30 protein-coding genes and 4 tRNA genes are annotated in these 26,655 nt (G+C 68.4%); 23 read left to right on the top strand and 11 right to left on the bottom strand.

Annotated features, from left to right (window positions below; all coding sequences use genetic code 11):
* Positions 1-172 precede the first annotated feature (172 nt).
* A complete protein-coding gene (locus tag YWY_RS19800; protein WP_051309508.1) occupies positions 173-1,432 on the bottom strand; it encodes a glycosyltransferase 87 family protein in 1,260 nt (419 codons plus the stop codon).
* 155 nt (positions 1,433-1,587) lie between these two features.
* On the opposite strand from YWY_RS19800, the gene YWY_RS0102125 reads away from it, so the two are divergent.
* Positions 1,588-2,775: an acyl-CoA dehydrogenase family protein gene (locus YWY_RS0102125; RefSeq protein WP_028846270.1), complete on the top strand. Its 1,188-nt coding sequence runs from the start codon at positions 1,588-1,590 to the stop codon at positions 2,773-2,775.
* A 120-nt stretch (positions 2,776-2,895) separates the two neighbouring features.
* Positions 2,896-4,116: a thiolase family protein gene (locus tag YWY_RS0102120; RefSeq protein WP_028846269.1), complete on the top strand. Its 1,221-nt coding sequence runs from the start codon at positions 2,896-2,898 to the stop codon at positions 4,114-4,116.
* A 156-nt stretch (positions 4,117-4,272) separates the two neighbouring features.
* Here the strand turns inward: YWY_RS0102120 and YWY_RS0102115 are convergent, their stop codons facing one another.
* The 4 genes from YWY_RS0102115 to YWY_RS19790 all read right to left on the bottom strand — a co-directional run bounded on the left by YWY_RS0102115 (position 4,273) and on the right by YWY_RS19790 (position 7,780).
* On the bottom strand, positions 4,273-5,871 hold the full coding sequence (locus YWY_RS0102115; RefSeq protein ID WP_245566515.1) for a beta-N-acetylhexosaminidase: 1,599 nt from the start codon (positions 5,869-5,871) through the stop codon (positions 4,273-4,275).
* A gap of 330 nt (positions 5,872-6,201) precedes the next feature.
* Complete coding sequence (locus tag YWY_RS23025) at positions 6,202-7,005, bottom strand: hypothetical protein (protein WP_156899062.1); 804 nt, start codon at positions 7,003-7,005, stop codon at positions 6,202-6,204.
* A gap of 59 nt (positions 7,006-7,064) precedes the next feature.
* Positions 7,065-7,322 (bottom strand): hypothetical protein, encoded by a 258-nt coding sequence (locus YWY_RS23020; RefSeq protein WP_051309506.1) that lies wholly within the window; start codon positions 7,320-7,322, stop codon positions 7,065-7,067.
* Entirely contained in the window at positions 7,322-7,780 is a 459-nt protein-coding gene (locus tag YWY_RS19790; RefSeq protein WP_051309505.1) for a hypothetical protein, read from the bottom strand. Before YWY_RS19790 ends, YWY_RS23020 begins: the two co-directional genes overlap by 1 nt.
* On the opposite strand from YWY_RS19790, the gene YWY_RS0102100 reads away from it, so the two are divergent.
* The 5 genes from YWY_RS0102100 (at position 7,765) to YWY_RS23935 (ending at position 12,348) form a co-directional block, all read left to right on the top strand.
* Positions 7,765-9,510, top strand: coding sequence for a hypothetical protein (locus YWY_RS0102100; RefSeq protein ID WP_156899061.1), 1,746 nt, complete (start codon positions 7,765-7,767; stop codon positions 9,508-9,510). The genes YWY_RS19790 and YWY_RS0102100 overlap by 16 nt on opposite strands.
* Before the next feature lie 28 nt (positions 9,511-9,538).
* Positions 9,539-9,856, top strand: a complete 318-nt coding sequence (locus YWY_RS0102095; protein ID WP_028846266.1) for a right-handed parallel beta-helix repeat-containing protein — start codon at positions 9,539-9,541, stop codon at positions 9,854-9,856.
* Positions 9,853-9,978 carry a hypothetical protein gene (locus YWY_RS24760; protein WP_281168964.1) on the top strand — a complete coding sequence of 42 codons (126 nt, stop codon included), beginning with the start codon at positions 9,853-9,855 and terminating at the stop codon, positions 9,976-9,978. Before YWY_RS0102095 ends, YWY_RS24760 begins: the two co-directional genes overlap by 4 nt.
* 97 nt (positions 9,979-10,075) lie before the next feature.
* Positions 10,076-11,158 (top strand): type VII secretion protein EccE, encoded by a 1,083-nt coding sequence (locus YWY_RS19785; RefSeq protein WP_084608791.1) that lies wholly within the window; start codon positions 10,076-10,078, stop codon positions 11,156-11,158.
* A gap of 929 nt (positions 11,159-12,087) precedes the next feature.
* Entirely contained in the window at positions 12,088-12,348 is a 261-nt protein-coding gene (locus YWY_RS23935; protein ID WP_156899060.1) for a hypothetical protein, read from the top strand.
* A gap of 238 nt (positions 12,349-12,586) precedes the next feature.
* Here the strand turns inward: YWY_RS23935 and YWY_RS0102075 are convergent.
* Positions 12,587-12,661: transfer RNA gene (locus YWY_RS0102075), tRNA-Val, on the bottom strand.
* A 385-nt stretch (positions 12,662-13,046) separates the two neighbouring features.
* On the opposite strand from YWY_RS0102075, the gene YWY_RS0102070 reads away from it, so the two are divergent.
* From YWY_RS0102070 to YWY_RS0102050, 5 genes are all read left to right on the top strand, one after another.
* On the top strand, positions 13,047-13,472 hold the full coding sequence (locus YWY_RS0102070; protein WP_028846265.1) for an SsgA family sporulation/cell division regulator: 426 nt from the start codon (positions 13,047-13,049) through the stop codon (positions 13,470-13,472).
* A gap of 92 nt (positions 13,473-13,564) precedes the next feature.
* Positions 13,565-13,637: transfer RNA gene (locus YWY_RS0102065), tRNA-Gly, on the top strand.
* A 28-nt stretch (positions 13,638-13,665) separates the two neighbouring features.
* Positions 13,666-13,736 (top strand) — tRNA-Cys (locus YWY_RS0102060).
* A 1-nt stretch (position 13,737) separates the two neighbouring features.
* Positions 13,738-13,812: transfer RNA gene (locus YWY_RS0102055), tRNA-Val, on the top strand.
* 385 nt (positions 13,813-14,197) lie between these two features.
* Positions 14,198-14,389 carry a hypothetical protein gene (locus YWY_RS0102050; protein WP_028846264.1) on the top strand — a complete coding sequence of 64 codons (192 nt, stop codon included), beginning with the start codon at positions 14,198-14,200 and terminating at the stop codon, positions 14,387-14,389.
* 225 nt (positions 14,390-14,614) lie between these two features.
* Here YWY_RS0102050 and YWY_RS0102045 read toward each other — a convergent pair whose 3' ends face one another.
* Both YWY_RS0102045 and YWY_RS0102040 read right to left on the bottom strand, forming a co-directional pair.
* Positions 14,615-14,809, bottom strand: a complete 195-nt coding sequence (locus YWY_RS0102045) for a DUF397 domain-containing protein (protein WP_028846263.1) — start codon at positions 14,807-14,809, stop codon at positions 14,615-14,617.
* Positions 14,784-15,644, bottom strand: a complete 861-nt coding sequence (locus YWY_RS0102040; protein WP_084608788.1) for a helix-turn-helix domain-containing protein — start codon at positions 15,642-15,644, stop codon at positions 14,784-14,786. The genes YWY_RS0102045 and YWY_RS0102040 overlap by 26 nt, the downstream gene beginning before the upstream one ends.
* Before the next feature lie 393 nt (positions 15,645-16,037).
* Here YWY_RS0102040 and YWY_RS0102035 point away from each other — a divergent pair, with 393 nt between their 5' ends.
* The 10 genes from YWY_RS0102035 (at position 16,038) to YWY_RS0101990 (ending at position 23,337) form a co-directional block, all read left to right on the top strand.
* A complete protein-coding gene (locus YWY_RS0102035) occupies positions 16,038-16,286 on the top strand; it encodes a hypothetical protein (RefSeq protein WP_028846261.1) in 249 nt (82 codons plus the stop codon).
* A 93-nt stretch (positions 16,287-16,379) separates the two neighbouring features.
* On the top strand, positions 16,380-16,661 hold the full coding sequence (locus tag YWY_RS0102030) for a hypothetical protein (RefSeq protein ID WP_156899059.1): 282 nt from the start codon (positions 16,380-16,382) through the stop codon (positions 16,659-16,661).
* Positions 16,662-16,712: 51 nt separating this feature from the next.
* Entirely contained in the window at positions 16,713-17,636 is a 924-nt protein-coding gene (locus YWY_RS19775; protein ID WP_169725202.1) for a radical SAM/SPASM domain-containing protein, read from the top strand.
* Positions 17,633-18,472, top strand: coding sequence for a phosphotransferase family protein (locus YWY_RS19770; protein ID WP_084608786.1), 840 nt, complete (start codon positions 17,633-17,635; stop codon positions 18,470-18,472). Before YWY_RS19775 ends, YWY_RS19770 begins: the two co-directional genes overlap by 4 nt.
* 84 nt (positions 18,473-18,556) lie before the next feature.
* Positions 18,557-18,682 carry a hypothetical protein gene (locus YWY_RS24755; protein WP_281168963.1) on the top strand — a complete coding sequence of 42 codons (126 nt, stop codon included), beginning with the start codon at positions 18,557-18,559 and terminating at the stop codon, positions 18,680-18,682.
* Positions 18,679-19,794 (top strand): rRNA adenine N-6-methyltransferase family protein, encoded by a 1,116-nt coding sequence (locus tag YWY_RS0102010; RefSeq protein WP_028846259.1) that lies wholly within the window; start codon positions 18,679-18,681, stop codon positions 19,792-19,794. Before YWY_RS24755 ends, YWY_RS0102010 begins: the two co-directional genes overlap by 4 nt.
* Positions 19,795-20,280: 486 nt before the next feature.
* Positions 20,281-20,778 carry a pyridoxamine 5'-phosphate oxidase family protein gene (locus YWY_RS0102005; protein ID WP_028846258.1) on the top strand — a complete coding sequence of 166 codons (498 nt, stop codon included), beginning with the start codon at positions 20,281-20,283 and terminating at the stop codon, positions 20,776-20,778.
* Between the two features lie 14 nt (positions 20,779-20,792).
* On the top strand, positions 20,793-21,215 hold the full coding sequence (locus YWY_RS0102000) for a VOC family protein (protein ID WP_028846257.1): 423 nt from the start codon (positions 20,793-20,795) through the stop codon (positions 21,213-21,215).
* Between the two features lie 302 nt (positions 21,216-21,517).
* Positions 21,518-22,294 (top strand): hypothetical protein, encoded by a 777-nt coding sequence (locus YWY_RS23015; RefSeq protein ID WP_156899058.1) that lies wholly within the window; start codon positions 21,518-21,520, stop codon positions 22,292-22,294.
* Between the two features lie 245 nt (positions 22,295-22,539).
* On the top strand, positions 22,540-23,337 hold the full coding sequence (locus YWY_RS0101990; RefSeq protein ID WP_051309501.1) for a GH12 family glycosyl hydrolase domain-containing protein: 798 nt from the start codon (positions 22,540-22,542) through the stop codon (positions 23,335-23,337).
* Between the two features lie 710 nt (positions 23,338-24,047).
* On the opposite strand, the gene YWY_RS19760 is transcribed toward YWY_RS0101990, so the two are convergent.
* Entirely contained in the window at positions 24,048-24,623 is a 576-nt protein-coding gene (locus YWY_RS19760; protein WP_051309500.1) for a TetR family transcriptional regulator, read from the bottom strand.
* The gene (locus YWY_RS19755) at positions 24,604-25,035 is read right to left on the bottom strand and encodes an SRPBCC family protein (protein WP_038044238.1); all 432 of its coding nucleotides are present in this window, start codon (positions 25,033-25,035) and stop codon (positions 24,604-24,606) included. The genes YWY_RS19760 and YWY_RS19755 overlap by 20 nt, the downstream gene beginning before the upstream one ends.
* Before the next feature lie 135 nt (positions 25,036-25,170).
* Between YWY_RS19755 and YWY_RS23930 the strand changes: the two genes are divergently transcribed.
* Positions 25,171-25,860 (top strand): hypothetical protein, encoded by a 690-nt coding sequence (locus YWY_RS23930; RefSeq protein ID WP_156899057.1) that lies wholly within the window; start codon positions 25,171-25,173, stop codon positions 25,858-25,860.
* Here the strand turns inward: YWY_RS23930 and YWY_RS23515 are convergent.
* A complete protein-coding gene (locus tag YWY_RS23515) occupies positions 25,742-26,548 on the bottom strand; it encodes a phosphatase PAP2 family protein (RefSeq protein ID WP_084608783.1) in 807 nt (268 codons plus the stop codon). The genes YWY_RS23930 and YWY_RS23515 overlap by 119 nt on opposite strands.
* Positions 26,549-26,655 lie beyond the last annotated feature (107 nt).

Genomic DNA, 26,655 nt, shown 5'->3' with positions numbered 1-26,655 from the left:
AGCTGGCGCACGGTGTCGCACTCGAGGCCCGACACGTGGCGAGCGAGCCGCGCAGCCGGGGGCAGGCCAGACCGGCGCCGGCCCGTCGAGGGCCATACCGATGAGCGGTTGCCCACGGCATCGACGGCGATCGTGCCGAGTGACCGCGGCAGCGGGCGACAGCTCTCGGCTTTCACGCGGCTTTTGGGGCCTCGTCGGGCTGAGTCACGGCGCGCCGCTGCCGGCGCTTGCCGACGATCCCGGTGATCGCCATCGCGACGATCCAGGCGATACCCAGCAGCACGTAGGCATTGCCCACCAGGTGCTGTTCCGGCGTCCACAACTGCTCGAGATCGATGGGCGGGTTGTTCCAGTCGTCGTTGCCCGGCAGCTGGTGGAACGGGCCGATGACGAACGTCGCCACGGTGATCACGGTACCGGCGAGCAGGACGAATCGTCGAGGTCGGTTGTCCTGCCACGCCTGCAGGCAGCCGTAGGCCATGACGGCGACCGCGGGCGCGATCCACACCCAGTGGTGCGACCACGCCGTCGGGGACGCCAGCAACGACAACGCCGCGCACAGCATGAGGGCGGTCTCCGGGGTGCTGGCCCGGGCGCCGATCACCACCAGCGCGAGCAGCACCAGCACCACGACAGCGGTCACGACGACGAGCGTCGTGCCGTCCAGGCCCAGCCGCGCGAACGCCGCTTGCACGGTCTGGTTGGTGCGGTACGTGGAGCCACTGATCTGGCCCGCCCCGGCGAAGCCGCCGAACCAGTAGGTGACCGAGCCGCTGGGATTGACCAGGAATCCGAGCGCGGTGGCGGCCGCCCCGGTGGCCGCGGCCACGCCGACCGCCCGGTAGTCCCGGCGCAGCAGGAAGTACAGCACGAACACCGCGGGCGTGAGCTTGACGGCTGCGGCCAGGCCGACACCGATGCCGCGCGGCCACCGGGTCCGCCTGGCCAGGCAGTCGATGGCCACCAGCCCCATCAGCAGCAAGTTGATCTGCCCGAAGGCGAACGTCTCCCGCAGCGGCTCCAGGCACAGCAGCAGGATCAGCGAGCCGCCCGCCACGGCGAGGGTGGTACGCCTGCTGGCCTGCGGATACAGATGCCTGCCGACCAGATAGACCGTGCCGACCGTGCAGCCGATCCCCAGCAGGAACAGCAGTGTGTAGGACAGTGTCCACGGCAGCACGGCGAACGGGATCATGCAGACCGCGGCGAACGGGGGATAGATGAACGGCAGGACCAGGCCGCCGTTGACCGCGGGCAGTTCCCCGTAGATGTCGCCGCCCTCCCACCAGCGCCAGACCGCGAACCGGTACACCTCGAGGTCGATGTGCGCGAAGGGGATGTTGACCGCGTAGAAGTAGGCGATGCTCAGTGCGGCGACGACGGTCGAGGCGATGATGACGACTCGCTCGGTGGTGACTTTCCCCGGCTGCACCGTCCGGAGCCTAACACCGGGACGGGCTACACCGGCCACGCGCTGGGGGACGTCGGCCGCTGTCGGGAAGTGGTGACGCGCCGTGACCGGACCGCGCGGTGATCGTGATCGCGACGGGTGGCGCTCGGCGGGCGTCGCCCTCGATAGTGAGGGGCATGTACACCGGCAACCCCGATGTTCCCGATGACGTCTTCGCGGAGGTTCTCGACCAGATCGAAGACTTCGTGCGCTCGCGTGTCATGCCACGCGAGCGCGAGATCATGGAGACCGACCGGATTCCGGCCGATCTGCGGCAGCAAGCCGCCGAGATGGGCTTGTTCGGGTACGCGCTCCCGCAGCGGTGGGGCGGGCTCGGCCTGGACGTGGTGCAGGACGTCGAGGTTGCCATGGTGCTCGGCTACTCGTCGTTGGCGCTGCGCTCGATGTTCGGCACCAACAACGGCATCGCCGGCCAGGTGCTGGTCGGGTTCGGCACCGACGAGCAGCGGGCGCGGTGGCTGCCCGGGATGGCCTCGGGGGAGATCGTCGCCTCGTTCGCCCTCACCGAGCCGGGCGCGGGCTCGAACCCGGCCGGGCTGAGGACCACCGCGAAGCCGGACGGCGACGGATGGGTCATCGACGGCGCCAAGCAGTTCATCACCAACGCCACCGAGGCGGGGCTGTTCGTCGTCTTCGCGCGCACGCAGCCGCCGTCGGAGGCCGGTCCCGGGATCGCGGTGTTCCTGGTCCCGGCGGACGCGCCGGGGATCACCGTCGGGCCGCACGACGCGAAGATGGGCCAGGAAGGTTCCCGCACCGCCGAGGTGACCTTCTCGCAGGTGCGGGTCGGTCCCGAGGCGCTCGTCGGTGGTGACGCCGACGTCGGCTACCGGGCCGCCATGGCTTCGCTGGCACGCGGCCGGATCCACATCGCCGCGCTGGCCGTCGGAGCCGCCCAGCGGGCGCTGGACGAATCGGTGAGTTACGCCGCGACCGCCACGCAGGGCGGTACCCCGATCGGTGACTTCCAGCTGGTGCAGGCCATGATCGCCGACCAGCAAACCGGCGTCATGGCCGGTCGTGCACTGGTCCGGGACACGGCCCGGCGGTACGCCACCGGGGAGGACCGCCGGATCGGGCCGTCGGCGGCGAAGCTGTTCTGCACCGAGATGGCGGGCAAGGTCGCGGATCTGGCCGTCCAGGTGCACGGCGGGAACGGCTACATGCGCGGGGTTGCGGTGGAGCGGATCTACCGCGACGTCCGGTTGATGTGGCTGTACGAAGGCACCAGTGAAATCCAGCGGCTGATCGTCGGCGGTGGTCTGCTGCGCGCGGAGCGGAAGAAGGCCGGACGACCCGGGTAACGTGACACCGTCGGGCACATCACCCCGTGCCGATCCGACACCCGAGCAGCGCCCTGGCGCGAAAGACACCGCCGCAGGGCGACAGCCGCGGCCACGCCGCGCGAGCACAGTGGGAGAGCCATGACTGACGTGTTCATCGTGGACGGAGTCCGCACCCCGCAAGGACGTTACGGTGGCGCGCTGGCCCAGGTCCGGCCGGACGACCTGGCCGCGATGGTGGTGCGCGAAGTGGTCGGCCGCGCCACGGTTCCCGCCGACGCGATCGACGAGGTGATCCTCGGTGCGGCCAACCAGGCCGGTGAGGACAACCGGAACGTGGCGCGGATGGCCGCGCTGCTGGCCGGGCTGCCGGACGAGGTCCCCGGATACACGGTGAACCGGTTGTGCGCCAGCGGCCTGACCGCGGTGGCGACCGCCGCCGCCACGATCCGTGCCGGTGAGGCGGACGTCGTCGTCGCGGGCGGAGTGGAGTCCATGACCAGGGCTCCCTGGGTGATGGCCAAGCCGGGCACCCCGTGGGCCCGGCCCGGTGAGGTGTCCGACACCTCGCTCGGCTGGCGCTTCACCAACCCGAAGTTCACCGAGCACGACCGGGCCGTGCCCGCAGGCGCCGGGCCCGAGGTCCGCAAGGTCACGCTGTCCATGGGGGAGACGGCCGAGGAGGTGGCCAGGCTCGACGGCATCACCAGGGAGGAATCCGACCAGTTCGCCCTGCGCAGCCATCAGCGCGCGGTCGCGGCCGCCGACGCCGGGCACTTCCGGCGGGAGATCGTGCCGGTGCCGGTCGGTGACGAGCTTGTCGAGGCCGACGAAGGACCGCGTCGTTCCACCAGCCTCGAGAAGCTGGCCAAGCTGAAGCCGGTGTTCCGCAAGGACGGCATCGTGACCGCGGGGTCGTCCTCTCCGCTGTCCGACGGTGCGGCGGCGTTGCTGCTGGCCGGCGAGCGCGCGATCCAGCGGCACGGACTGACACCGCGGGCCAGGGTGGTGGCCGGCGCCAGCGCCGGTGTCGCCCCCCACGTCATGGGGCTCGGGCCGGTGCCCGCCACCGAGAAGCTTCTGGACCGCACCGGGCTGACCGTGGACGACATCGACGCCGTCGAGCTGAACGAGGCGTTCGCCGCGCAGAGCCTGGCCGTCATCCGCAGGCTGAAGCTGGACCCGGAGAAGGTGAATGCCGACGGCGGGGCGATCGCGCTCGGCCATCCGCTCGGCTGCTCCGGAGCACGGCTGGTCGTCACGCTGCTCGGGCGGCTCGAGCGGGAGGACGCTCGGCGTGGCCTGGCGACCCTGTGCGTCGGTGTGGGCCAGGGGGTCTCTCTGCTGGTCGAGCGGGTCTGAACCGCCTGCACCGCGCTGTCCCGTCGACAGTGCGGCGGGGGTGGCATGCGTCGCGGCGACCGGACGGACTGTCGGCCGCGGTGGCTCCGACGCCGCGGCTACTGGTCCGGGGCCGCCGCGGCGTCGGCTCTCCGCCGACTGCAGGACGGGAAGGGGTCACCAGTCGATCTGCGGGGACCGGTAGAAGTCGACCCCTTCCGCCTCCCACCGTTTGCCCTCTTCGGCCAGCCGGGCCCGGAACGACTCCCAGTCGTGGCTGTCCGCGGGCGACCAGCCGAGCTCGGCGATGGCCGGAAGCCGGGGGAAGGCCATGAACTCGATGTCGTCGATGTTGCGCAGGGTCTCCGACCACAGCGGTGCCTCGACGCCGAGCACCGACTCCTCGCCGACACCCGTCACGTGGCTTCCCGGATCCCAGTCGTAGGCGTCCTTGACCTCGATGTAGCCGGCCCAGGACAGGCCGAGCGGGGTGTTCTGGTCGTACTTCATGTCCAGGTAGGCCTTGTTGGCCGGGGACATGATCACCTTGTTGCCGTGGGCGACGGCGTCGGCCAGGCTCGCGTTCTCCCGGTTGGTGTGCCAGAACTGCGGCACGACCGACGTGGGCGGCTCGGCCTTGGTGACCTCGGTCCAGCCGAACGCGCGCTTGCCGTACTTCTCCACCAGCGGCAGGACCCGCTGCATGAACGCCCGGTAGTCCTCCTCCGGCGTGGCGTGCGCCTCGTCGCCACCGATGTGCAGGTACGGGCCGGGGGTCAGCTCCGCGACCTCACGGATGACGTCCTCGACGAACCGGTACGTCGTCTCCAGCCCGATGCACAGCGAGCTGTATCCGACTTCGGTGTCCGTGCGCGGCGGCACCGGGACGCCGTCGCAGTTCAGCTCGCCGTAGACCGACAACGCGGCGTTGGTGTGCCCCGGCATGTCGATCTCGGGGACGATGGTGATGTGCCGGCTCTCGGCGTAGGCGACCAGGTCGGCGTAGTCCTCCTTGGTCAGGTAGCCGCCGCCGACACCGTCCACGCCGGTGCCGGGACCGCCGCCGACCGGTGCCAGGTCCGGCCACGAGTCGATCTCGATCCGCCAGCCCTGGTCGTCGGTCAGGTGCAGGTGCAGGTAGTTGATCTTGTAGTGGACGATCTGGTCGATGTAGGACTTGATCTCGTCCGGGGTGTGGAAGTGCCGGGCGATGTCCAGCATGGCGCCCCGGTATTCGAACCGTGGCGCGTCGACCACGCGTCCGGCGGGCACCGTCCACGTGTGCTTCTGCTGCGTGCCGGCGGCGAACTCCGGGGGCAGCAGCTGCCTCAGCGTCTGCACCCCGGCGAACAGGCCGTCCGAGGTGTTGGCGCGGATGGTGATCCGATGCGGGGTGACGTCCAACCGGTAGCCCTGGTCACCGACCCGCTTGCCCGCACCATGGAGCAGCAGCGCGATGTGCGGGCGGGCCGTAGGACGGTCGACGATCGGCACGTCGAATCCGGTGGCTGGCCGAATCTCCTCGGCAAGGTACTCGGCGACCTGGCGGGCCTCGGCCGAACCGGGCTCGGTGCGGACGACGATGCCCGGAGTGAGCCGGAATCCGGGGCCGCCATGGGCTTTCGCCTCGAGCGGCGCGGGGATCAGTGCGTCGTAGCGGCTGGTGATCTGGTGGGACGCCGGCGCCGTCTGCTCGGCGAAGGCCGGGGTGACGGCGGCGGTCACGGCGAGCGCGGCCGCTGCCAGGACGGCGGCCAGGCGGGTTCGCTTCGGCACGGTGCACCTCCGGGGTCGGCCGGATGACGTGCGATAAAGGTGTAGACCAATCGGCAGCGATCCGCCAGGGCCTGCCGGGTGGTCGTGGCCGAACGGGCAGCGAATCGGGGTCGGCGGACGCGCACGCGACAACGGCTGCCACCCCGAAACCGGAGCGGCAGCCGCGCGCAGCAGTGCGATCCCAGCGAACATCACCCGGCTTGCGGCCACGTCGCCGCAGGCATCAGCACCCTGGCGGGGCCGGCCGCGGCGGCATCGGACTGCTCTCCGACGCCGGTGCCAGGTGCTGCGGCCTCGGCCAGCGTCGTGGGCTGGGCACGCGCGACGCGCTCAGACTTCGAGGTTCCGCCGGGTTTCCTCGGTGGTGTACTTGTCGTCTTCGCCGTCGGTGAAGATGTCGTCGACGTTGTCCTTGCGCTCCCGCATCTTGTCGATCATGCCGGTGACGCCCTTGACCTTCTCCACACCGCTGCCCATGCTGCCCGGATTGAGGCCGATCGTTTCCTCCACGGCTTTGTAGCCGCCTTCCTTGACCGAGTGCAGCACGGCTTGCCCGAGGTTCATCTCCTGGAAGCGGCGGGCAGTACCGCTCAGGCCGAGCGGGCTCTCCCACGCTGCCTTGTACGCGTTGAGCGCACCCTTGAACCCTTGCAGGCGCTCACCCCAGGTGTCCAGGAACGTGGCGAACCGCTTCAGCGGCGGGAAAAGCTTCCCCAGCCATTCGAAGGCCTTGCTCAGCGCCGTGGCGACGTGGCCGACCGTGTTCGCCATGGTGGCGGCGACGCTGGCACCGAACGAGAACACCGAACTGGCCAGCGCGGGCAACCAGGCGTAGATGCACCAGAACACCAGCTCGCTGATGATGGCCTTGATCGTCTCCTCGATGACCTGCATGACGATCGACCACATCGTGAGCGTGTCGGCGACGCCGTGCGCGGTGCCGGCGATCCCTTCGATGCCCTTGGACAGCTCCTCGAGCTTGTTCTTGGCCGCCGTACCCGCTTCCTGGGGCCAGTTCTTCAGCTGCTTGTCCCGGTCCTCGCACAGGGCCTGCGCCATGTTCTTCAGGCCTTCGCCGATCTGCTGGAAGTTGCCGGAGGCCTCGGCCAGGGCGGGACCGTCGCCGCTGACCATGTGCAGCACGTCCTGCAGCGGCTGGAACAGTTCGAGCAGGAAGCTGAGCCCGTTGCTGATCAGCCAGTGATGGGGTCCTTGGCGAAGCTGACGATCTCAGCCGCGCACTCGCCGACGAGCGCGAGACCCTTGCTGACGACCTCCGCCTTGGAGATCTCGAAGTCCTTGTCCGCCCACTCGTCGTAGGTCTGGTACGCCGAGCCGGCGATCGAGATCTTCTTCGCCGCGTTCTGGATGTCGAACAACGGGTCGTCGATCTCGTCGGACGTGAACTTCTCCTTCGCCTGATCGGCGAAACTTTCCCGTTGCTCGGCCATCACCGCCCCTTGTCGTCGCCGATGCCGTCCACCTCGGCCGCGTGGTGGCCGAACATGATCACGTGGTCCTGCTCGGTGCTCTCGTAGACCTTCGCCGCCTCGGCGATCTTGTCGCCGAGGCCCTGGAACGCCTCTTGCAGGTCGTCCACCAGCTCGCGCAGGATCTGCAGCTTGCTCGTGTACTTGCCCTTGACAAAGAGCCCGATCACACCCCAGGACTCGTCGGAGATCCCGTTGGCCTCCTCGACCAGGCCCTCGAACTTCTTCGCTTCCGATTGGTAGAAGTCGAGCGTCTTGACGAACTGTTTGAGCTCGCCGACCTCGACACCGATACCGATACCTTCGGTCCCCCAGTGCGACTCCCTTCCGGGCCCGCAGGCCGCGTCAGGAATGATGGCACACGCACCGAGTAGTGATCGTCCGTTTCGGGGGGAGAACGTTCGTGGATGCCGCCACACTCGACGAGGCTGGGCTGTGGGTCACTGGGGGAGGCCTGGCGTTCTTCGTCGTGTCGATCCTTGCGCGGACGTGGACTGCGGACGAGGGTCGCTACGAGGAGGAGCAAGCCGCGCTGAAGGCGCTGGCAGACGCGCGGAACACCGGCATGAGCAGGCACGGCCCCACGTTCGTCTCCTACACGAAGCCGGACACCGGGGAGCCGGTGACGCCGGAGTGGTGTGCGGGTTTCACGATCCACGGTTTTGCAGCCGCTGCGTTCGGTTACGGGGAGGGCCGGCGTTGTGTCATCCAGGTCAAGACGCCGCACACGCCGGAGTTCCGGGTGGTTCGGGCAGGCAGCGCGGCCGCGGATCGGCTGCGGCTGCGTCTCGGTGAGTTCCCGCGGTTGTTGACCAAGAACGAAGCCCAAAAAGTCGCCGTTTTCGCCGCCGACGAAGCGGTTGCCAAGGCCTTCCGGAAGCTGATCGTCGTACCGTACGAGCGGCTGTCTCCCGGTGAGAAGGACCGGGTCCCCGAGTCGGACCGGCCGCACTCGATGGCCCTGGCCGACGGTGTGATCAGCATCGACGTCGCCGCGCCGCAGCGGCTGGACGACGTCATCGAATACGCCAAGGATCTGCTGGAGTTGGTGCGTGACGTCCCGGACCATTCGTGGCGCACCCACGCAACCAGGGACGATGTGGGACCTGGATACGGTGGTCGTTACTTCCGATACCGGCCGCGTCCGCGCGAACAGTGGTGTCGTCTGCTCAGCACGCTCGGCCTGCTGCCCATGATCGTGGTGGCGTTGGCTTTCGGGGTAGCAGAGATAGGGCGATCCCTCGCCTATCTGACCGGCGCGCCGACCCGGATCTTCACCGGTGACGAGCTGCCCGCGATCTTCGCCGAGCGGTACACCTCGCTGCCGAGTTCGCAGCTGTCGGCCAACGTGTACGCCGTGCTCGGAGTGCTGGCGGTGTACATGTTCGGAACGCTGGCGGTGCGACTCGGCCGCTGGGTGGGCATACCGTTGCCTGCACTGCCGCCCAGACTGCGCAGCTACCTGCGCCGCATGGTGTTCGCCCTCGTGGTCGGGGTGTTGCTGCTGGCGATACTCAGCCTCGGCGTCCGTGGCTGGCTGGCGCTGGTCATAGTGCTCGTCATCGATGTCGTAGTGGCCGGACTCCTGCAGTTCGGCGTGTTCGTCGGGCGCCGGCTGAGGAAGCGGAGCACCGACATCGTCGATGTCGGGCTCTTCGCCCTGCTTGCGCTGGCGGCGATGCCCGGGGCCTACCTCCTCGGCAACGCAGCGGCGGTCATGGTGGGTGTGGGGCCGACGGTCGAAGTGACCGTCGTGGACAGGGAGGATCCCTTGGGGGACGATCCCCCCAGCCTTGACGTCACCTACGAGCTCGGCGGCCAACGGAAGGAGAGCACCGGCAAGGAATGGCACGGTGATCGTGACGACGCGCCGCACGAGGGCGACACGCTGACCATGGCGATGGCGCCGCTGTGGCCGCGTGAGCTGTTCTTCGAGCGGTCCGACGCATGGTCGAGGGTCGAAGACGGTCTGCTGGCGATCGCCCTCATCGCCGGTTGCCTCGCCTACGGGATCGCCTTCGGTGGAGGCCGGAAGATGGAGCCCAGCTACATGAAGGACGGCCGGCTGAGGATGCCGCCGGGTGCATCCGATCCGGGCCGTCAGGAAAGCGCCGGCCAGGTTGCCGAGGGACACGAAAGGTCCTCGTGACGATCGCCGGACCGCTAGGGTTGGACGCATGGCCCGCACGCTTCTCGTCGCGCCTGGCCAACGTGGGGTGCTGTCCAGCATTGCCGAAGCACTCGAAGTGGCGGACGACGACACGGTCGTCACGATCGCCCCGGGCACTTACACCGAGCCGGTCCAGGTCCACCGGCGCAAGGTGACGCTGGTGGCACGGGACCGGGGCACAGTGACCCTCGAGGGGCAGGCCGGGGAACCCACCGTGTCGTGCGTCGGGGGAGTGCTCGAACTCAGCGGCATGACGGTGATCGGGTGCGGACGGACCAGCACGACGAATGGGTCGAGCGGGCCGATGCTGCCGTGCGCCGGATGACGCCTGCCGACACCGCCGAGGACGCGGTGTGGGAGGTCGAGAAGCCGGGCGGCCCGGTGATCGCCCGCGACAACCGGGATCAGTACCGGAACGAGCCTCCGGCGGCGTTGGGCAGCGCGTAGCAGACCTCACGGCAGCGAGTGATCGGCCGCGTCGAGCCGGCGGGCGAGACTCCCCAACTTTTCGGCGGGCGCCCCGGTCGAAGTGGGTGTGGGGACGATGACGCAAAGCTCGAGGTGGCTGCGGCCCCGCCGGTTGCCCGGCCGGATCGGCCCGATCGGCGTGGTCCGGCTGGTGCTGGTGCACATGGTGATCGCCGTGGCCATCGTCGCCGCAGCGAACGGCCTCGTTGCCGGTCTGATCGGTGGCACGCTCGCCGCGGTGCTGCTGGCCCTGCTGCTGGGCAGATACAACGGCCGGTGGCTGACCGACACGATCGTGTTGTGGGCGCGCTACCGCCGCCGCGCCGGCCGTGGCGCGCCGACGCCGGACCCTCGGCTGGCGGCCCTGCGGTATCTGTCACCGACGCTGACCGTCCAGAACGTCGCAGGCCCGGACGGTCCACTCGGCGTAGCCGACGACGGGACAGGTTGGTTTGCGGTGCTGGAGCTGCGCAAGCCGCACGGCGACAACGCGACGACTGCGCCGGTGCCGATCACCAGGCTCATGGCAATCGCCGACGACGCCGAGGTGGCGGGAGTTCAGTTCCAGGTCGTCACCCAAACCACGGGCGGTGTGCCGGTGGCATGGGTCGCGGTTCGCGTGGACGCGCGGCAGCTGGCCGAATCGTTCGTCGGCACGCCCGAGTACACCGTGAACGTCCCGGCGGTGATGGCCGAGATGGTTCGCCGCGTCGGCCGGGCGCTCGCTCGGCGCGGTGTTGCGGCGCGGACGCTGGACGCTGATCGCCTGCTGGCGGCGCTGGCTCATTCGTGTGATTTGGCGCCGGGTGGTCAGCCCGCTGCCGAGGAGCGGTGGCGGGAGTGGCGTTCGCGTCGACTGGCGCACACGTGCTTCTGGGTGCGGTCCTGGCCGGATCCACGGCGAGCAGGGGAGCTGTTCGCGGCGATTCGGGCCATGTCCCTGCCGTCGACGAGTATCGGGATCACGGTTGCTCCCCGCGGCAAGGAAGCCGACCTCCGGTGCGTCGTTCGCATCGCGACCCCGCACGCCGGGAACGAGGACGCCACCACCCAGCTCCTGCGCGTCAGTCGAGGCTACGGCGCCGAGATGTTCCGGCTGGACGGTGAGCACGCGCTCGGCGTGTACGCGTCCGCCCCGACGGGAGGAGGAATGGCATGAACGTCGCAGCCACGTCCGTGACCAAGAAGGACGCGCAAGCCGCGAGGACTCCATCGCCGGCCAACGGCACGGTGCAGCCACCCGGTACCGCGCCCACCCAGGCAGGCCACCCGCTGGGCGCCGCACCACCCACCCAGGCGGGCCACCCGCTGGGCGCCGCACCACCCGGACGGGCCGGGGGCACCCGCCGGGGACCGGCTCCGACCACCACGGTCGCTCCGCGCGGCGCCCTGCCATCGGCGCATCCTGGGCGCCTCGGACCGATGCCGACCGGTGCGGGCCGGCCACAGGTGGCTCACCGACCGGCTGCTGGACCAACGGGCCCGGCCCGCGCGGCGCACGGTGCCCGGGCTGCGGCACAAGCAGCCGCTCAGCCGGGTGGCCTGCGGCGGGCGGGCGCACAGCGACAAGCCGCCGCGGCGCCTGCGGTGCCACCGCGGCCGAGCGGGCAACCCCATCAACCTGCCCAACCCCCCGTCGTGCCGGTTGCCGCCGCGCGCTGTACCGGGCTGCCGCCACTGTCGGTGGGGCATCACCTCGCCTCGCGCGAAGAGCTCGGCCACCTTCAGCTCACCGCGACGACCTACGGCCTCACGCTGGGCAAGGACGAAAGGGGAGTAGCGGTTCCGCTACCGGTACTCGTGCCCACTCCGACATCGGTGGCGTTGATCGGGGGCTGGTGGGCGGGGCGATACGTCGCGATGCGGGCGTTGGCGTTCGGAGCACGCGTCGTAGTGTTCACCGACCAGCCTGCGGGCTGGCATGACCTGGCCGAACGTGTCACTGGCCGCATCGATCGAGTGGTGGTCGTTCCTCCGGCAGCACGCCCTGACGTGCCTGGCACCGCGGAGCGACCGGTGCTCTTGGTGCACGACGTCAACCACGCCCGGAGCTGGGAGTACGCACGGCCCTCGTCATGGCAGACGCGGGTGTCGGTGATCGACGTGTTGACTCCGGAACGAGCGCAGCTCCTCCACCACGCCGACATCATCGTGATGCAACGCCTGCAACCCAGCGAGGCGTCGGTCGTGGCGGGTGCACTGGGCATGGTTCAGGAAACGGTCAGCCGGCTGCAGCATGTCGGAGCCGAGGAACTTGCGGTGCTGGTGAAACCGGCGGCCCGGCACTTGGTGCGGGTCGACCTGACACCGAGGGAAAGCACGGTGCTGTGCCGGCCGGGACGCTACTGACCGGTGGCGCAGGGAACGGCGGGGACCGGCACCCGGGTCGACGTCACCCAGGATCTGCTGACCGGTGGCGCAGGGAGCGGTGGCCACGGTGGTGGTTGCTGTGTTTCCGGGAGCTGAACCGGCGAATCAGTTGGCCGGCAGGAAGGTACTCCGTTCGTGGTCGCTGAGTGGCCGGGTGATGCGCTCGCTGGTCACGAACGAAGCCCCCTGACCCTGCTGGCCAGGGGGCTTCGTTGGGTGGTGCGCGATGCTGGGATCGAACCAGCGACCTCTTCGGTGTGAACGAAGCGCTCTCCCGCTGAGCTAATCGCGCTTGTGTCGCCGTCGGACTCGTCGGTGCCGACTGCATGGAGAACTTTACCCGACGCCGTTCGGGGACTGCACGAAGGGTCCCCCTTTGCCGATCACGAGGAGCTTCGATCACGACACCGTGCGCACACGGGCCAGGTCAGCGGGGTTGTCGATAACAAATGTGTGACCTTCGTCTTGCGGCATTCGCGCGACATCTCTTTTGCATGTGCATCTTCCCGAGCACTATGGAGCGGACGCTGCCGCAGCACCTCTGCCCGGACGGGTGAGGCAAAGCCGACCATACGGGTGATACCTGCAGCCGAAGTGGGCCAACCAGGAATAGGTCGCGTCATAGCTGTGTACGCAGGTCGTTAGCACGACCGGGAAGGGGACGAAGGGTAGAGACGATGCGCAACGACCACGTGACGCTCCGCTCGACCGCGGTGTTCGACCTGCTCGCTCCGCGGGCGCCAGCTGTTCCGGTCAAGGTGGAGCTGCGCTACGACACGCGTGACCCGTACGCGGTCGTGGCGGCGTTCCGCACCGGGAAGGCCGGCTGGGTGGAATGGGTCTTTGCGCGTGACCTGCTCGCCGACGGCCTGCTGGCCGACTCCGGCGAGGGCGACGTCCGGATCCGTCCCTCCGTCGAGGACCCGGAGTCGGTGTTCATCGAGCTGAACTCGCCGTCCGGGCACGCCATGTTCGAAGCCTCCGCGCAGGAGCTGGCGGACTTCCTCGACCGCACCTACGACGTGGTGCTCCCGGGCAACGAGCACCTGTGGGTCGACGTGGACGACGCGCTGACCCACCTCATCCCCCACGACCTGGCCTGAAGGTCATTTCCCCGACCCCGGTGCGTGCGGCCTCCACGGCGTCGGCTAAAGTGTTGGACACAACCACCACGGAGCACCCGAGGTGGCACAATGCGGATGTAGCGCAGTTGGTAGCGCATCACCTTGCCAAGGTGAGGGTCGCGGGTTCGAGTCCCGTCATCCGCTCGGCGATGGCTTTTGCTCAGGCCGACGCGGTGGAGTGGCCGAGAGGATAGGCAGCGGCCTGCAAAGCCGTCTACACGGGTTCGAGTCCCGTCTCCACCTCGCGCGATTAGCTCAGCGGGAGAGCGCTACCTTGACACGGTAGAGGTCACTGGTTCGATCCCAGTATCGCGCACCAGCGTTTCCGCAAGTCAGGCCCGGTTTTGCCGGGCCTTTTGCATGCGTGCCCCCGACGTGCCCCATTGGATTGGTCGGGCGGGGCAGGACCTGTGATGATCATGTCTCGTAACGTTCCTGTCACACCTTGAACCTCGAGGCAGCAAGTCTCTATAAGGGTGGGACGAGCGGCGTCTCCGGCTCCGGACGCAGCGCGCGGAGTGACCTGCGCCACGTCTCCGGGTATGTCCGGTCGGCCGTACCGCGGGCGTGGGCCTGGCGCAGCCACGTGGTCACCACACCGCCAGCCGACTGGCTGCCGGGCCCGCGCCGCAGCACTTTCACCGACGACAAGTCGCCGGAGGAGTCGGGTCTGCCGCCCGACGAGCTGCTTCTGCGACTGCTCCGTGAGCGCGGCGGAGATCGAAGACTGGGTCGACGAAACGACCATCGAGTTCGGCAAGCTCGCGTGCGAGTGGCTCGAGGAGGGCTTGTTGCTGGGCGACGTGGCCGCCCGCTACGAGGAATCATTCCGGGACGAGGGCGCGATGTCCGTTGTCACAGGGGGCCGCTGTGTTCTGCCTGAAAACGTGTGCTGAGCGAAGCGACGGTCCTTGGGGCGGTGAATCGGCCTGCGCAGGTCACGAGGCCGCCAGACCACTACCTGATCAGGCAGTAGCCTGAGTTGGATCAGGCGTAGCCCTAGAAAAAGGCCCCTCTCCCCACGCGCTGAGAGAGGGGTTCTTGGCCGACGGCGTCCCCCGGGGTGAGTCGCCCCCTCTCCCACGTGCAGGGAGAGCGGCCCAGGCCACTGTGTCGACCGTTCAGGTCAGGTCGTCGAACTCGCCCGCCTTGACCCCCTGCACGAAGGCCGCGATCTCGGCCTTGGTGAAGGCCAGGCGAGGTCCGTCGGGGTCCTTCGAGTCGCGCATGAGGATGTGACCGTCCTCGGCCTTGCGCAGCTCGACGCAGTCGGAGTCCGGGCCGCTGAAGCTAGACTTGCGCCACTCGCTGCTCATCTGCTGATCCTTCCACTTCTTCCTTGAGCCGCTCGATCAAACGCATCGATTCTGTCTCACCGAGTGCGACAGCATTCAGCTGGGACAGCACCCCGAGATAGATGCCCGTATGTTCTTCGGTGTCGAGAAACACGGTGCCGCGCAAGTTCTCGACATCCACGACTGGTTGCCACTCGTCGAACTCCAGCACGCTGAAGGGGCCGAGCAATGCGCCTCGCGCATCTGCTTCGGGGAGCACGACCCGCAGGGTGATGTTGTCCTGTTGCCCGATGTTGAGGAGCGCCGCGAGTTGGCGAGCCAGTATCTCCCTACTGCCGACCGTTGCTTTGAGCGCGGTCAGCCCAAGGAAAACCCGATATTCCACATCGCCTTTCAAGATCTGCTGGCGACGTACTCGAACCGTCAGCCGGGCCTCGACACTCGCCGCATCGAGATTCGGATCGAACTGAATGGCGGCGCGAGCATAATCCATCGTCTGCAGCAAGCCGGGGATCAGCATCGGAGCCCATTGTGTGATCTTCTGGGCATCGTTCTCGTAGTCCGCAAGGGCTCCCATCGTCTTCGTGACACCCGCGAGCTCCCACCAGCCGGGTTCGTCGAGCGAGCGCACGGTGGCGAGAATGCGGTCGCGCCGGTCACCAGTGACGCGGTACAGGCCGAGCAGACCCGAAATCTCTTCGGGGTTGTACGGCCCCTGGCCCTTCTCGATCCGGTGCAGACGATTGAAATCCCAGCCCACCCCTTCGGCAGCATCCCGCAGGCTCAGACCAGCGGATTCACGACTCTGACGTAGTGCCGCCCCCAGGCGCTTGGCCTTCACCTTCGACTTCGCCATTCAATCCTCCGTCTGGGTGAACTGCGACCCGTTTCAATTGCTGATACAGGCCGCCGTCGCGAACTCTGACAGCCGTTGTTCGCAAACAGACCGCGATTACTGAAACACGGGGGGACACCGCATGCAAGCCATGACCCTGCAGCTGGCTAGCCGACCGTGTTTCACCTGCGCACCTGATTCGACGGATCGGGTGAGCGCAACCGCGGCACCCCCGCAGGTGAATCCCCGCCCCCTGCGGGGAGTGCCGCCCTCCACACCAGCCGTCGCCGCGATCCCACGGCACGTCGTGGTTGATCGCAGCAGCGGCGGTTCCCGGATGAACGATCTTGCCCTGCTGGCTGCGCCGATCACGACTCGTCAGCCGGGGTATTCGGCCACTGAGGTGAGTCAACGATGACCTTCACGCTGGTGTTCTTGCTGATCGCCGGAATGGCGTATGTGCCGTTTCTGGTGCGCTGGTATCGCCATCAGGCCAGGCTCGAGGGCACACCCCGCCCGCCGGTTCGCCCCATCTTGGACGTGAGTCGGCATAGCGAGGAGTGCTCCCGGTTGATCGCGCATCCGCTCACCGTCGAGCAGGCGCAACGGAAGATCGCGCCCGGCATGGGCGGGATGTCGTCGAGATTGCGGGACGTGGCATGACCGGGCTGACCGGCGAATCCGAGGATAGAGCGCGCAGCCATCGACGCTCTGCGGCGCATCACCGCAGCAGGGTTCAAATCCTCCGGAGACAGTGTGCCGGGGCGGGTGATGGGCAAGCGCCGCGGTGACGGCGTCATCGACACCTATGTGGTGTTCGACGTCGACACCGCGTTCCCCGGCCGCTACTTGATCGACGACCACGGTGAGGTGGTGGCGGACCCGGTGTGGTTCTACTTCGGCCCGGTCACTGCGGCGATCACCGCGCTGCTGAAGCTGTCGCCCCACGGCAGCGAGCACGCGCCGAAACACCCCCTGTCCGGTGCGCCCGCGCAGTTCCAATTCCCCCCGTTTTCCCGCGTCGAACACAGCAACTGAGGAGAGGAACGGTCGATGACCGCCGCAACGATCGATGCCCCGAGTAGCGAGGTGGCCGCGCCGCTGGAATTTGTGTGGTTGGAGATCACCGGCAAGTGCCAGTTCCACTGCACGCACTGTTTCGCCCGCAGCGGGCCACAGGGCTCCCATGGCTCGATGACCGCCGACGACTGGAAACGGGTCCTGGACCAGGTCGCCGCTACCGGTGTGCGCCTGGTGCAGTTCATCGGCGACGAACCAACGCTGCACCCGGCGCTGCCCGCGCTGGTCGAGTACGCGCTCACGCTGGGGCTGCGGGTGGAGGTGTTCAGCAACCTCGGGCATGTGACTGACGAGCTGTGGGAAGTGTTCCGACGGCCAGGGGTGTCGCTGGCGACGTCGTACTACAGCGGCAACCCGGACGAGCACACCATGATCACCCAGCGCCCCGCCTCGTACGAGCAGACCCGTCGCAACATCGCACGCGCGGTGCAGTACCAGATCCCAATCCGGGTGGGCATCATCAAGGTGCTCGACGAGCAGGACATCGAGGGTGCACGCGCTGATCTCCTCGCCCTTGGTGTACCAGAGCAGGCGATCGGGTTCGACAACGTACGCGCCCTGGGACGCGCGGCTGGGATCGCGCCGCGGCATACCCCGCTGGGTGGTTGCGACGCGGGCGAGCTGTGTGGTGGATGTGGCGATGGCAAGCTCGCGGTCATGCCGGATGGCTCCGTGACCCCGTGTGTGATGGCCCGCGATCTGGAGTTGGGCACCGTGACGACGCACAGCATCACCGAGATCGCCGAGCTGTTGCCCCATGCCCGCCAGCGTCTGATCGCGCTCGGCATGCCCGAGCGCCAGCGAACCGGGTGCCGACCGGGTGGCAGCGGCGAGAATTGCTACCCGGAGAACGAAGCCTTCGGTGCGGGATGTCGACCCGGTGGTGGCGGCACCAACTGCTACCCGGAGAACGAGGCGGTGCGGAGGGCGTGACCAACAGCGAGTCGGCCGAGCGGCTGGAGGCGACATTTCGCCGCTGGCTGCTCGGCCACCGCGACCGCGCCGCCAAGCGGCTCGGGTTGACGGTAATCGGCGAGCCTCAGTTCGGCGTCGGGCTGCGCTCGGTCAGCGGTCTGTGCCGCACCAGCGGCGGGGAGCCGCGCTGGCTGCGCGTCGGGGCGGAGCTGGCCAGCGACGTGCGCGCGTTTCCGCTCGTATGGACCGGGATCGCCGAATCCAATGCGGTGCGGGGCGTACCCAAACCGTACGTGCTGGCCTCGACCGACTACACCGATGAGTTCAACGGCCTGCAGTTCTGCGTACGCGCCGACGCCATGACCGTCATCGACGGCCAGCCGATCTCCTCCAGCCGGGTGCTGCGACACCCGGTGGATCTGCCCGACCAGTGGTGGCGCGACTTGCGGAGCGCGCTCGACACGCTGCGCGCCACACCGACCGACCGCGTCAAGAAGAACCCAGCCGCGGATGCCCGCATCCGCAAAGTGCTCGGCTTCGACCTGGTCATCCCGCAGCAGGAGACCGTGCACGGTGACTTGCACTGGGCCAACCTCTACCAGCCGCTGGCCATTCTGGACTGGGAACTGTGGGGCCGCGGCCCCGCCGGCGCGGACGCCGCCAAGCTGTACTGCCTGTCGCTGCTGATGCCCGAGGTCGCCCACAAGGTCTATGAGGTCTTCGAGGACCAGCTGGCCAGCGACACCGGCCGGTTGACGCTGCTGCACGTGGCGGCCAAGCTGCTGCAACCCGCGAAGCAAGAGTTTCCCGACCTGATCGACCCACTGCACGACCTCATCCGCACGCTGCTGTGAGCAGCACGCACCCCATTTATGGGTGCACACAGAGTGCTCACTCCGTTACACGTAGATAAGATCCGTTTCGGTAGGGGAGGGACCATGGGGAAACACGGCAAAGACAAGATCGAAGCCGACGGTCAGGGCACCTACGACCCGGACAAGACCAAACCGGTGGAAGAAGCCGGCGGCGGTCGGCACGACAAGGACGATCGAGGCGGCCGGTGACCGACTGGCAACACCTTCTGGCCGAGGTCCCACGCGCCGACTTCATCCCCGACGACATCTGGGATGCGCAGCTGCGCCCGATCTCGCGTCGCACCAATCCGGCGGAGTGGGAAAAGCTCGTCGCAGACAACTCCTTCGTGATCACACAGGTCAACAACGGCGAAGGTGGCGAGCCCCGGTTCGCGTCGAGTTCCTGCTCGATGCCGTCCGTCGTGGCCGAGATGCTCGACGCCCTCGACCTCCAACCCGACCACCATGTGCTCGAGATCGGCACCGGCACCGGCTGGAACGCTGCGCTGCTGTCCCGGCGAGCGGCGTCCGTGGTCAGTGTCGAAGTCGATCCCGCGATCGCTGAGCAGGCGCGTCAGAACCTCGAGCGCACCGGGCACGACGTCACCGTCGTCACCGGTGACGGTCTCCAGGGCTTCGCCGAACGCAGCCCCTACGACCGGGTCATCTCCACCGCGGCCGTGCGGGAAGTGGTGCCGCCAGCCTGGTTCGAGCAAACCAAGGCCGGGGGCGTCCTGGTCACCCCGTGGGGCACCGACTGGCTCAACGGAGTCCTGCTCACCCTGCGCGTCGACCCCACCCGGGCAGTCGCCGACGGCCGCTTCTCCGGCGACATCGCGTTCATGCGTATCCGCAGCCAGCGCGCCACGCTCTTCAGCTGGCAGCCCAGCGAAGCCGAGATCGCCGACGCCGACGTGAGCAAGTCACAAAGCCATGGCGGCGATTTCGACCGCATCTTCAACCCACGCCGCGGCGGCTTCGCGCTCGGCGCACGCCTGCAATCGATGTACGCCTGGATCGACTGGGACGCCGAAGGCGAACGCCGGCACGTCGTCGAACTCGACGACGGAGCCACGAAGTCCTTCGCCCGCGTCCACGCCGACCTCACCAGTAGCAAGCCATGGACGGTACGTCAGCTCGGCCCGCGCCGACTCTGGGACGAAGTCGAAGCCGCCTACGACTGGTGGCACGACAACGGCGAACCCGGCATGGATCGTTTCGGCATGAGCTGCACCCCGTTCACTCAATGGCTGTGGCTGGACACCGACGAGAACATCGTGCGGGAGCTGACCAGGTTCGACCCGCAACCTAAGCGAGGCTGATAGCAGACCTTGTCTGACCGCCGCACTCGATGCCCCTGGGGTGCGAGCCGCGCCCGAACGCTCCATTGCACGGGGTTGATTGCTTTCGAGGGATTGCACGGGATTGATTGCTCCGAGGGCGCAGGTCACGCCTCACACCCAACGGCGGCGGGGACCACGCGACCGCGACATGTGCGCTGAGCGGAACAGGGGAAGTCTCGAGGATGCCTGGGAATCGATCGTGCGATGGCGACGTAGAGAGACCGTCCGACCCGGTGTCGTCTTACGGCCAGGGCTGCAGGCGCTGACCGGTTGCGAAACGGCCGGCGGGTGAGCATCCCATGGGCCGTTTCGCTTTGCCACGGCATGCCGGACCCCGTGTCGCGTGTTGTGCGCTTGCTGTGCCGGCGGAGGCTGCCGGGGCCTGCGGGCGGGTGTTCCGCGATGGACGGATGAGGTCCGACGCGAGAGGCTGGGCGGACACACCGCCAAACCCGAGGGGTACTCATGGATCAGCAAGCGGTCGACCAAGTCCTTGCCCGCCCGTACAGCCAGGAGCTGCTGGCCCGCGACCTGGCCAGGCTGGCGTTCGTCGCCCTGGACGGAACGCCGCGTGCCATCCCGATCGGCATCCACTGGAACGGCACGGAAATCGTCATGTGCACCGCGACGAACGCGCGGAAACTCGCCGCGCTGCGCCGCAATCCCGCGGTCGCATTGACCATCGACACCGAATCCCATCCACCCAAGGTCCTGCTGCTGCGCGGCGATGCCGAACTCGACGAGGTCGAGGGCATCCCGGAGGAGTACCTGCAGATGAACGGCACGTACCGGATGACACCGGAGCAGCGGGCCGAGTGGGAACGGAACGTCGAAGCGCTCTACGACGGCATGGTGCGGATCGTGGTGAAGCCGACCTGGGCGAAGCTGATCGACTTCGAGACGACGTTGCCGACCGCGATCGAGGAACTCATGCGGCAGAAGGCCTCGGAGGCGGCCCGGTGACCGCGAGCGTGCGTATGGACAACGTCGCCGTGGTGGTCGACGACCTCGAGATGGCGAAGGCGTTCTTCGGCGCTCTGGGCCTGGAGCTGGAGGGCGAGGCGACGGTGGAAGGCAACGTCGTCGATCGCGTCGTCGGGCTGGACGGTGTGCGGTCGGCCATCGCGATGATGCGGACCCCGGACGGTCACGGCCGGATCGAGTTGACCGAATATCTCTCGCCGCCCGCTGTCGACGGCGGCTCGACGCCGGTGAACGTGCTGGGCGGTCACCGGGTCATGTTCGCCGTCGACGACATCGACGTCGCCCTCGACCGGCTGCGGCCGCATGGCGCCGAGCTCATCGGCGACGTCGTGCGGTACGGAAACCACCAGCTGTGCTACGTCCGAGGCCCGGCGGGCATTGCCGTCGCCTTGGCCGCGGCAACCGGGGGAGAGTGAACGCGGAGTCGTCTACGCGGAGGACGGCCCCAACCTGATGTCCCCGTCAGCGGTCGTTGCAGTCGAAGCCGGACAGAGCAGCACCCGCTCGGTCCGGCGAGGCAACGACACGCGAGGACCGACGGGGAGCAGCCATGACGACTCCGCACCACCCGGACCGCCCTGACGTATCGCAGCACCACAGCGGCCCCTACGGGCGGCAGCATTACCCGCCGACGGGCGGTTTCCCAGCCGGCGGCTGTCCACCGCAGCCCCCGAAGAAGAAATCCGGCACCGCTGTGATGGTCGGCATCATCGCCGTGGTGGCGGTTGTCCTGGGCACGCTCGGCATCACCGGATTCGTCGCCCCCGGCTTCCTTCTTTCCGGCGACGAGGAAGCGGCCAGTGGCTCCGTCGCCCCGACGAAACCCGAGGACCCGAAGGCGGCGGCGAAGGAGCTCGCCGAACAGATCGTCGCCGGATATCACGCCCGCGACCGCGGCAAGCTGGAAAAGCTGCGGTGTCCGGGGGAGGACGCCGTGTTGACGTCCATCATCTCGGACGCGACGGACGTCGAGTCGGTCGAGCTGACCGGTGAGGTTCGCCTGGTCGGTGACGCCGAGGCCGAGGCCGACATGTCCATGATCTGGGTGACCATCCGACGCTCCCTCACCCTCAAGCTGACCAAGCAGGGTGACGGCTGGTGCTGGAGCGGCGTCGAACTGCACCGGACCGAGAAGGCCCCCACCACCCAGCCGGACGTGCCCGGCTTGCCGACGCTGCCCGGGATGCCCGACAGCGAGGAGGTCGAGCGGGAGGCACGGAAGTTGACCGAGGACTTCGCCGAGCAGGTCAACAACGGCGACAAGCCAGGTGCCCTGGCGCTGACCTGCGAGAAGACCGCGGTACAGCCGCTGGTCGAGATCATCATGGACCGGCAGCCGCGCATCGAACTCGGTGCGACGACCGCGACCGGCCTGGGCGCGAGCACCGAGATCACCGGTTCGCGGGCGGACAACCCCCGGGCGAGCGGGTCGATCCATGTGATGACCGAGGACGAGGGTGCGACGTGGTGCGTGGCCTCGTTCTTCTTCCGGTGATGGGCGATCGCGCCCGGCCTCCGCGCCACGCACCTTGCTCCACCGCGACCGTGAGCCACGCAACCGGCTCCCCAAGCGGCACGACGACCTGCCGCCGTCTCGCCCAACGCGGCTGCCAACTCCGGTCCAGCGCCCGGGTCGCCATTCGGCCTAACCCGGGCGCTCGCCGTTGACCATGCATAACGGCTTCCGTAGCTTTCCGGTCTCGAATTGATAACGCCGACCCGTAGGAGTGAGGCACCACCATGCGCAAGACCTTCGCCGCGGCGTCCGCGCTGGCCCTGATCGCCATCGCGACGGGCGTGGCGGTCGCGACCGAAGCGCCCGAGGACGCCGCCACCACCGTGGCCGCGCAGAAGTGCGCCGACCCGGTGCAGACCTGGTCCACGGACGACGGCGGCGGGCCCATCGACGGCAACGGGGAGGGCGACGGCAAGGACTATTACGGTGGCCCGAACGTGTGGAACGACAACGGGACCGTGTCGCACAACATGGCCGTCTGCTCGTTCAGTTCCTGGTATGTGGAGGCCGCTGCGACCGACGCCGGCGACGGGGCCGTGCTGAGCTACCCGAACGTCCACAAGGACTGGCACGACTGGAACAGTGGCGCGGAGCCGAGCCTCGACTCGTTCGAGCGCATTCCCACCCGCTTCGCTCACGAGGCCCCGGACGTGGGTGCGTGGAACTTCGCCTACGACGTGTGGATCAACGGTGTGGGCAACGGCCCGGGGACAACCGAGCTGATGATCTGGACCCAGTACCAGGATCAGCGCCCGGCCGGTGACCTGCGTGACACGGTCACCGTCGGTGACACCGAGTGGGAGCTGTGGGCGACCGACGACGACGAGATCGTGTCGTTCGTGGCGACGGAGCCGATGACCTCGGGCGAACTGGACATCAAGCAGTTCACCGACCACCTGGTCTCGTCCGGCATGCTCAAGGACGGCTCCACTCTCGGCCAGATCGGCTACGGCGTCGAGATCGTCGACACTGCGGGCCAGCAGCGGTTCGACGTGACCGACTTCCAGGTCGACGCCTACTGATCAGCGGTGGCCGTCCCGCCGCGCGATGCCGATCGGGCGGCATACGTCAAGGCAGGTACGTCTCTCAGGGCGCCGGATGGTCCTCGCACCAGCCGGCGCCGCCGCACGGACCGGTTCGCGGCGGGTCTGTCGCTGAGCCGCCGTCGGTCAGCGATACGGATCGTGGGCGCGCCGGATTCTTCGAACGCAGCCGGGTCGGCCCGCAGCCGCTCGGACTCCTCCTTGCTGATCTCGGCGGACAGCTCCTTGTCGACCGGCTCCCCGCTGAGCCACTTCAGCACCTAGCGGCCGCCTTCGTGGATGGCTCACCAGCCGTGGCCGCCGTGGTGTCGTCGCTGGGTGGCGGCCCGGAGACCACGTGCTCTCCGAACGAGCAAGTCATGAACTCACTTCCCAATGTCGATCTGTGAACGGGGTGCCTTTGGGCAGTTCGACGGTCGCTTCCGGCAACCCCGCGGCGCTGGTACTCGTTGCCCTGGCTCGCTGTCGCCGGGATGGGCGGGTTCTCCACGTGCTCCGGCTCGATGGAAGCCACGATGGTGTCCTGTTCGGTCAGCGTGCCCTCGGGCAGGCCGAGTTCGTTCTCGGCTCTGCCCGGCCGCAGGCACACTAGCCACGGCTGCTCGGGGCTCATAGGCACCTCGTGGCTGTGTGGGGTAGTGCGTGGGGTAGTGCGCGGGCAGGGTTGAGGAGCACGCCGTCCCCGGGCGTCAGCCGTCTCGCTGCACTTCGCGCCGCACCATCGTGGTGAATTCCTCGACGGCCGCGTCCGCGGCCGCACGGTCCCCGGTCAGAGCCATCTCGAACAGCACGCCGCGCCCGACCGCGAGCGACAGCCTGGCCAGCCGAGCGGCCCGATCCGGGCTGGTCACCCGCTGGAAAGCCTGCGTGAAGCCGGTCAGCCAGGCGTCCGTCAGCACCGTCCGCAAACTCTCCGCGTACGGCTTGCGATACATCGCGTGCGACGACAACTCGAAGAACAACGGCGCGAACACCGCCGACGTGTCGGCGACGTGCCGCCAATAGCGGGCGCCGGCGTCGAACGGGTCGGAAGCTTCCGCGATGAACCGGTGCAGCGTCTCCCGCTCCGCCGCGCACACCCGTTCGATCACCGCGGACAGCAGCTGGTCGCGGGAGCCGAAGTGGTAGTGGAGCATGCGATTGCTGGTGCCGACACCTGCGGCGAGCGTGCGCATGCTGGTGTCCAGCACGCCGTGCTGCATGAACCACTCGACGATCTTGGTCAGCAGTACGTCCCGGGGGTGTTCAGTCCGTTCCTTCGCCATCCTCGGCCGCCTGTGCGATGTGCTCTGCCTCCGATGAGACATACCGTCGCGCCTTGCGGCCCAGCAACAGGGTGGAGATCCGGGCCAACGGGCCGGTCCAGTCCAGGGTGAGCACGATCCGCGTCCCGTCCGCAGTGGGTTCGACCCGGTGGGAGGCCGTCGTCACCACGCCGGGGGCCTGGGACTGCCAGGTGAACAGCTTGCCGGGCTCCCAGTCGGTGATCTGGTAGACGGCCTTGGGCAGACCGGGCTGCCGCACGTCGAACTTCGTCCCGATGCCGATCGGGCCGGTGCCGTCCAGGCGGGTGATCTGGTTGAACGTCGGCAGCAGGGCGGGCCACTTCTCGATGTCGCTGAGCAGCGCCCAGACGCGCTCGGGTGCCGCCTTGGCGGTGCGAGTCACTTCGATCATGTAATAAATGTTACATCCGGGGTGGGCATGGTCCCAAGATTCGGTGAGATCGGCACGCGCCCGCAGCAGGCGACCCCTAGAATCAGTGCCGATCTCACGCGCGGAGTACCGCGCCCGCCGAACCTGAGGGTGCCGATGAGCCATCCGTACGGGCAGCCGCAGAGCCCGTATTCACAGGGACCGCAGCAGCCATACGGGCCACCGCAGGCGTACGGCCCGCAGGGCCCGCAGGGATATGGCCCGCCCGGTTACGGTCCGCCCGGCCAGGTGCCCCCGCCCGGTTACGGGGGCCCGCCGCCTCGCAAGAGCAACCCCGGGCTCATCGTGGGCATCGTCAGCGCCGTCGTCGTGCTCGCTGTCCTCGGCATCACCGGGTTCGTCGCTCCGGGCTTCTTCCTGTCCGACGACGGGGACAGCAGCGCAAGTAGCGGCAGCGGTGACAACACCAGCCAAGGCAGCGGCGGCAGCGGTGACAACGGCAGTGGAGGCGCCGCGGGACAGGATGCCGGCGGAGCGCAAGCGGTGGCCGATTCACTGATCTCTGCGCTGGTATCGCACGACACCAACACCCTCAACCAACTGGGCTGCCCGGACATCAGTGCTGGCGCGCTCGACTTGATCGAGGATTCCGGTGACGTCAGCACGGCGCAGTTGTCCGGCGAGGTGCGAGAGACCGGTGACCGGGCCGAGGTACCGTTCACAGCCGTCAGCGCGTTCGATGGCAGCACGGGAAACTTCGTCGCCATCCTGGCCAAGCGGGCTGACGGCTGGTGCTGGCAGGACCTGCTGTATCCGGAGGACCTTCGCGGCGGACCCACCGGCTGACCCGGGGCCGGAAGCCGGCACGAGCGGCCTGCAGGGCAGAGGGCAGGTTCCGAGGTGTCCGCGGGGCACAAACGGGTGCCGTCTCCCGCTCGTCTGCCGTCGTCCGTCGGCACTGGCTGGAGCGCTGACCGCGACGCCACCAGGTGTCGCATGCTGGGCGCGCACGCAGCCGCTCGACCAGGTTGGTCGTGGGCCGCAGCATCGCCCAGACGACGAGCGCGGCGGTTGCGCTCCCGACGGTGAGGCCGGCGATCACGTCGTGGACGTAGTGCACGCCGACCACTACTCGCGAAGCCGCAACCGCGATGGCCACCAGCGCGGCCGGGATCGCCAGCCTTGCCCATGCGCACGCGACGCCCACCGCGCATGCCCCGGCCAGCGCGGCATGGTTGCTGGGAAACGACCAGTCACCGGTGGGCGGGCACTCGATCACCGCGCGGACGACCAGTGCTTGGCACGGCCGTTCGGCGGCCGCCAGGAGCTTGATGCCCGAGCTGATCACGTACGCGGCCAGCACTCCAACTGGAGCGAGCATGGCGCGCGCCATGCGCTGCGCCGGAAGCTGCCGCGCCCGCCACCAGCACAGCAGAACACCCGCATAGAGCACACCGACGCCTGCATCGGTGAAGAGCGCAGCGAACGACTCCCACCACCCCGGCCCGGCCGCCTGCAGTTGGTTCTCCGTCATCCGCACCTCGATCCTCGCCCCGACGGTAACCGGGCAGCACATCACCCGGACCGGTACGCCCTCGCGCCATCGCATCCCTCGCTCCGGTGCACTTCACGCGGCTTCTG

It is taken from the genome of Thermocrispum agreste DSM 44070 (genome assembly GCF_000427905.1).
Lineage (GTDB): Bacteria > Actinomycetota > Actinomycetes > Mycobacteriales > Pseudonocardiaceae > Thermocrispum > Thermocrispum agreste.
The sequence above is the reverse complement of the archived record's forward strand: the minus strand, read 5'-3'. Positions and strand labels throughout refer to the sequence as shown.

Bases quoted from the DNA above. Each gene is read 5' to 3' on its own strand.
- YWY_RS0102040 (WP_084608788.1), bottom strand. From the start codon at position 15,644: ATGGCGAAGTCGAAGGTGAAGGCCAAGCGCCTGGGGGCGGCACTACGT.
- YWY_RS0102120 (WP_028846269.1), top strand. From the start codon at position 2,896: ATGACTGACGTGTTCATCGTGGACGGAGTCCGCACCCCGCAAGGACGT.
- YWY_RS23020 (WP_051309506.1), bottom strand. From the start codon at position 7,322: ATGGCCGAGCAACGGGAAAGTTTCGCCGATCAGGCGAAGGAGAAGTTC.
- YWY_RS0101990 (WP_051309501.1), top strand. From the start codon at position 22,540: ATGCGCAAGACCTTCGCCGCGGCGTCCGCGCTGGCCCTGATCGCCATC.
- YWY_RS0102000 (WP_028846257.1), top strand. From the start codon at position 20,793: ATGGACAACGTCGCCGTGGTGGTCGACGACCTCGAGATGGCGAAGGCG.
- YWY_RS24755 (WP_281168963.1), top strand. From the start codon at position 18,557: ATGGGGAAACACGGCAAAGACAAGATCGAAGCCGACGGTCAGGGCACC.
- YWY_RS19785 (WP_084608791.1), top strand. From the start codon at position 10,076: ATGACGCAAAGCTCGAGGTGGCTGCGGCCCCGCCGGTTGCCCGGCCGG.
- YWY_RS23515 (WP_084608783.1), bottom strand. From the start codon at position 26,548: ATGACGGAGAACCAACTGCAGGCGGCCGGGCCGGGGTGGTGGGAGTCG.
- YWY_RS19755 (WP_038044238.1), bottom strand. From the start codon at position 25,035: ATGATCGAAGTGACTCGCACCGCCAAGGCGGCACCCGAGCGCGTCTGG.
- YWY_RS0102070 (WP_028846265.1), top strand. From the start codon at position 13,047: ATGCGCAACGACCACGTGACGCTCCGCTCGACCGCGGTGTTCGACCTG.
- YWY_RS0102125 (WP_028846270.1), top strand. From the start codon at position 1,588: ATGTACACCGGCAACCCCGATGTTCCCGATGACGTCTTCGCGGAGGTT.
- YWY_RS23930 (WP_156899057.1), top strand. From the start codon at position 25,171: ATGAGCCATCCGTACGGGCAGCCGCAGAGCCCGTATTCACAGGGACCG.
- YWY_RS19760 (WP_051309500.1), bottom strand. From the start codon at position 24,623: ATGGCGAAGGAACGGACTGAACACCCCCGGGACGTACTGCTGACCAAG.
- YWY_RS24760 (WP_281168964.1), top strand. From the start codon at position 9,853: ATGACGCCTGCCGACACCGCCGAGGACGCGGTGTGGGAGGTCGAGAAG.
- YWY_RS0102035 (WP_028846261.1), top strand. From the start codon at position 16,038: ATGACCTTCACGCTGGTGTTCTTGCTGATCGCCGGAATGGCGTATGTG.
- YWY_RS23025 (WP_156899062.1), bottom strand. From the start codon at position 7,005: ATGGTCAGCGGCGACGGTCCCGCCCTGGCCGAGGCCTCCGGCAACTTC.
- YWY_RS0102045 (WP_028846263.1), bottom strand. From the start codon at position 14,809: ATGAGCAGCGAGTGGCGCAAGTCTAGCTTCAGCGGCCCGGACTCCGAC.
- YWY_RS0102005 (WP_028846258.1), top strand. From the start codon at position 20,281: ATGGATCAGCAAGCGGTCGACCAAGTCCTTGCCCGCCCGTACAGCCAG.
- YWY_RS0102095 (WP_028846266.1), top strand. From the start codon at position 9,539: ATGGCCCGCACGCTTCTCGTCGCGCCTGGCCAACGTGGGGTGCTGTCC.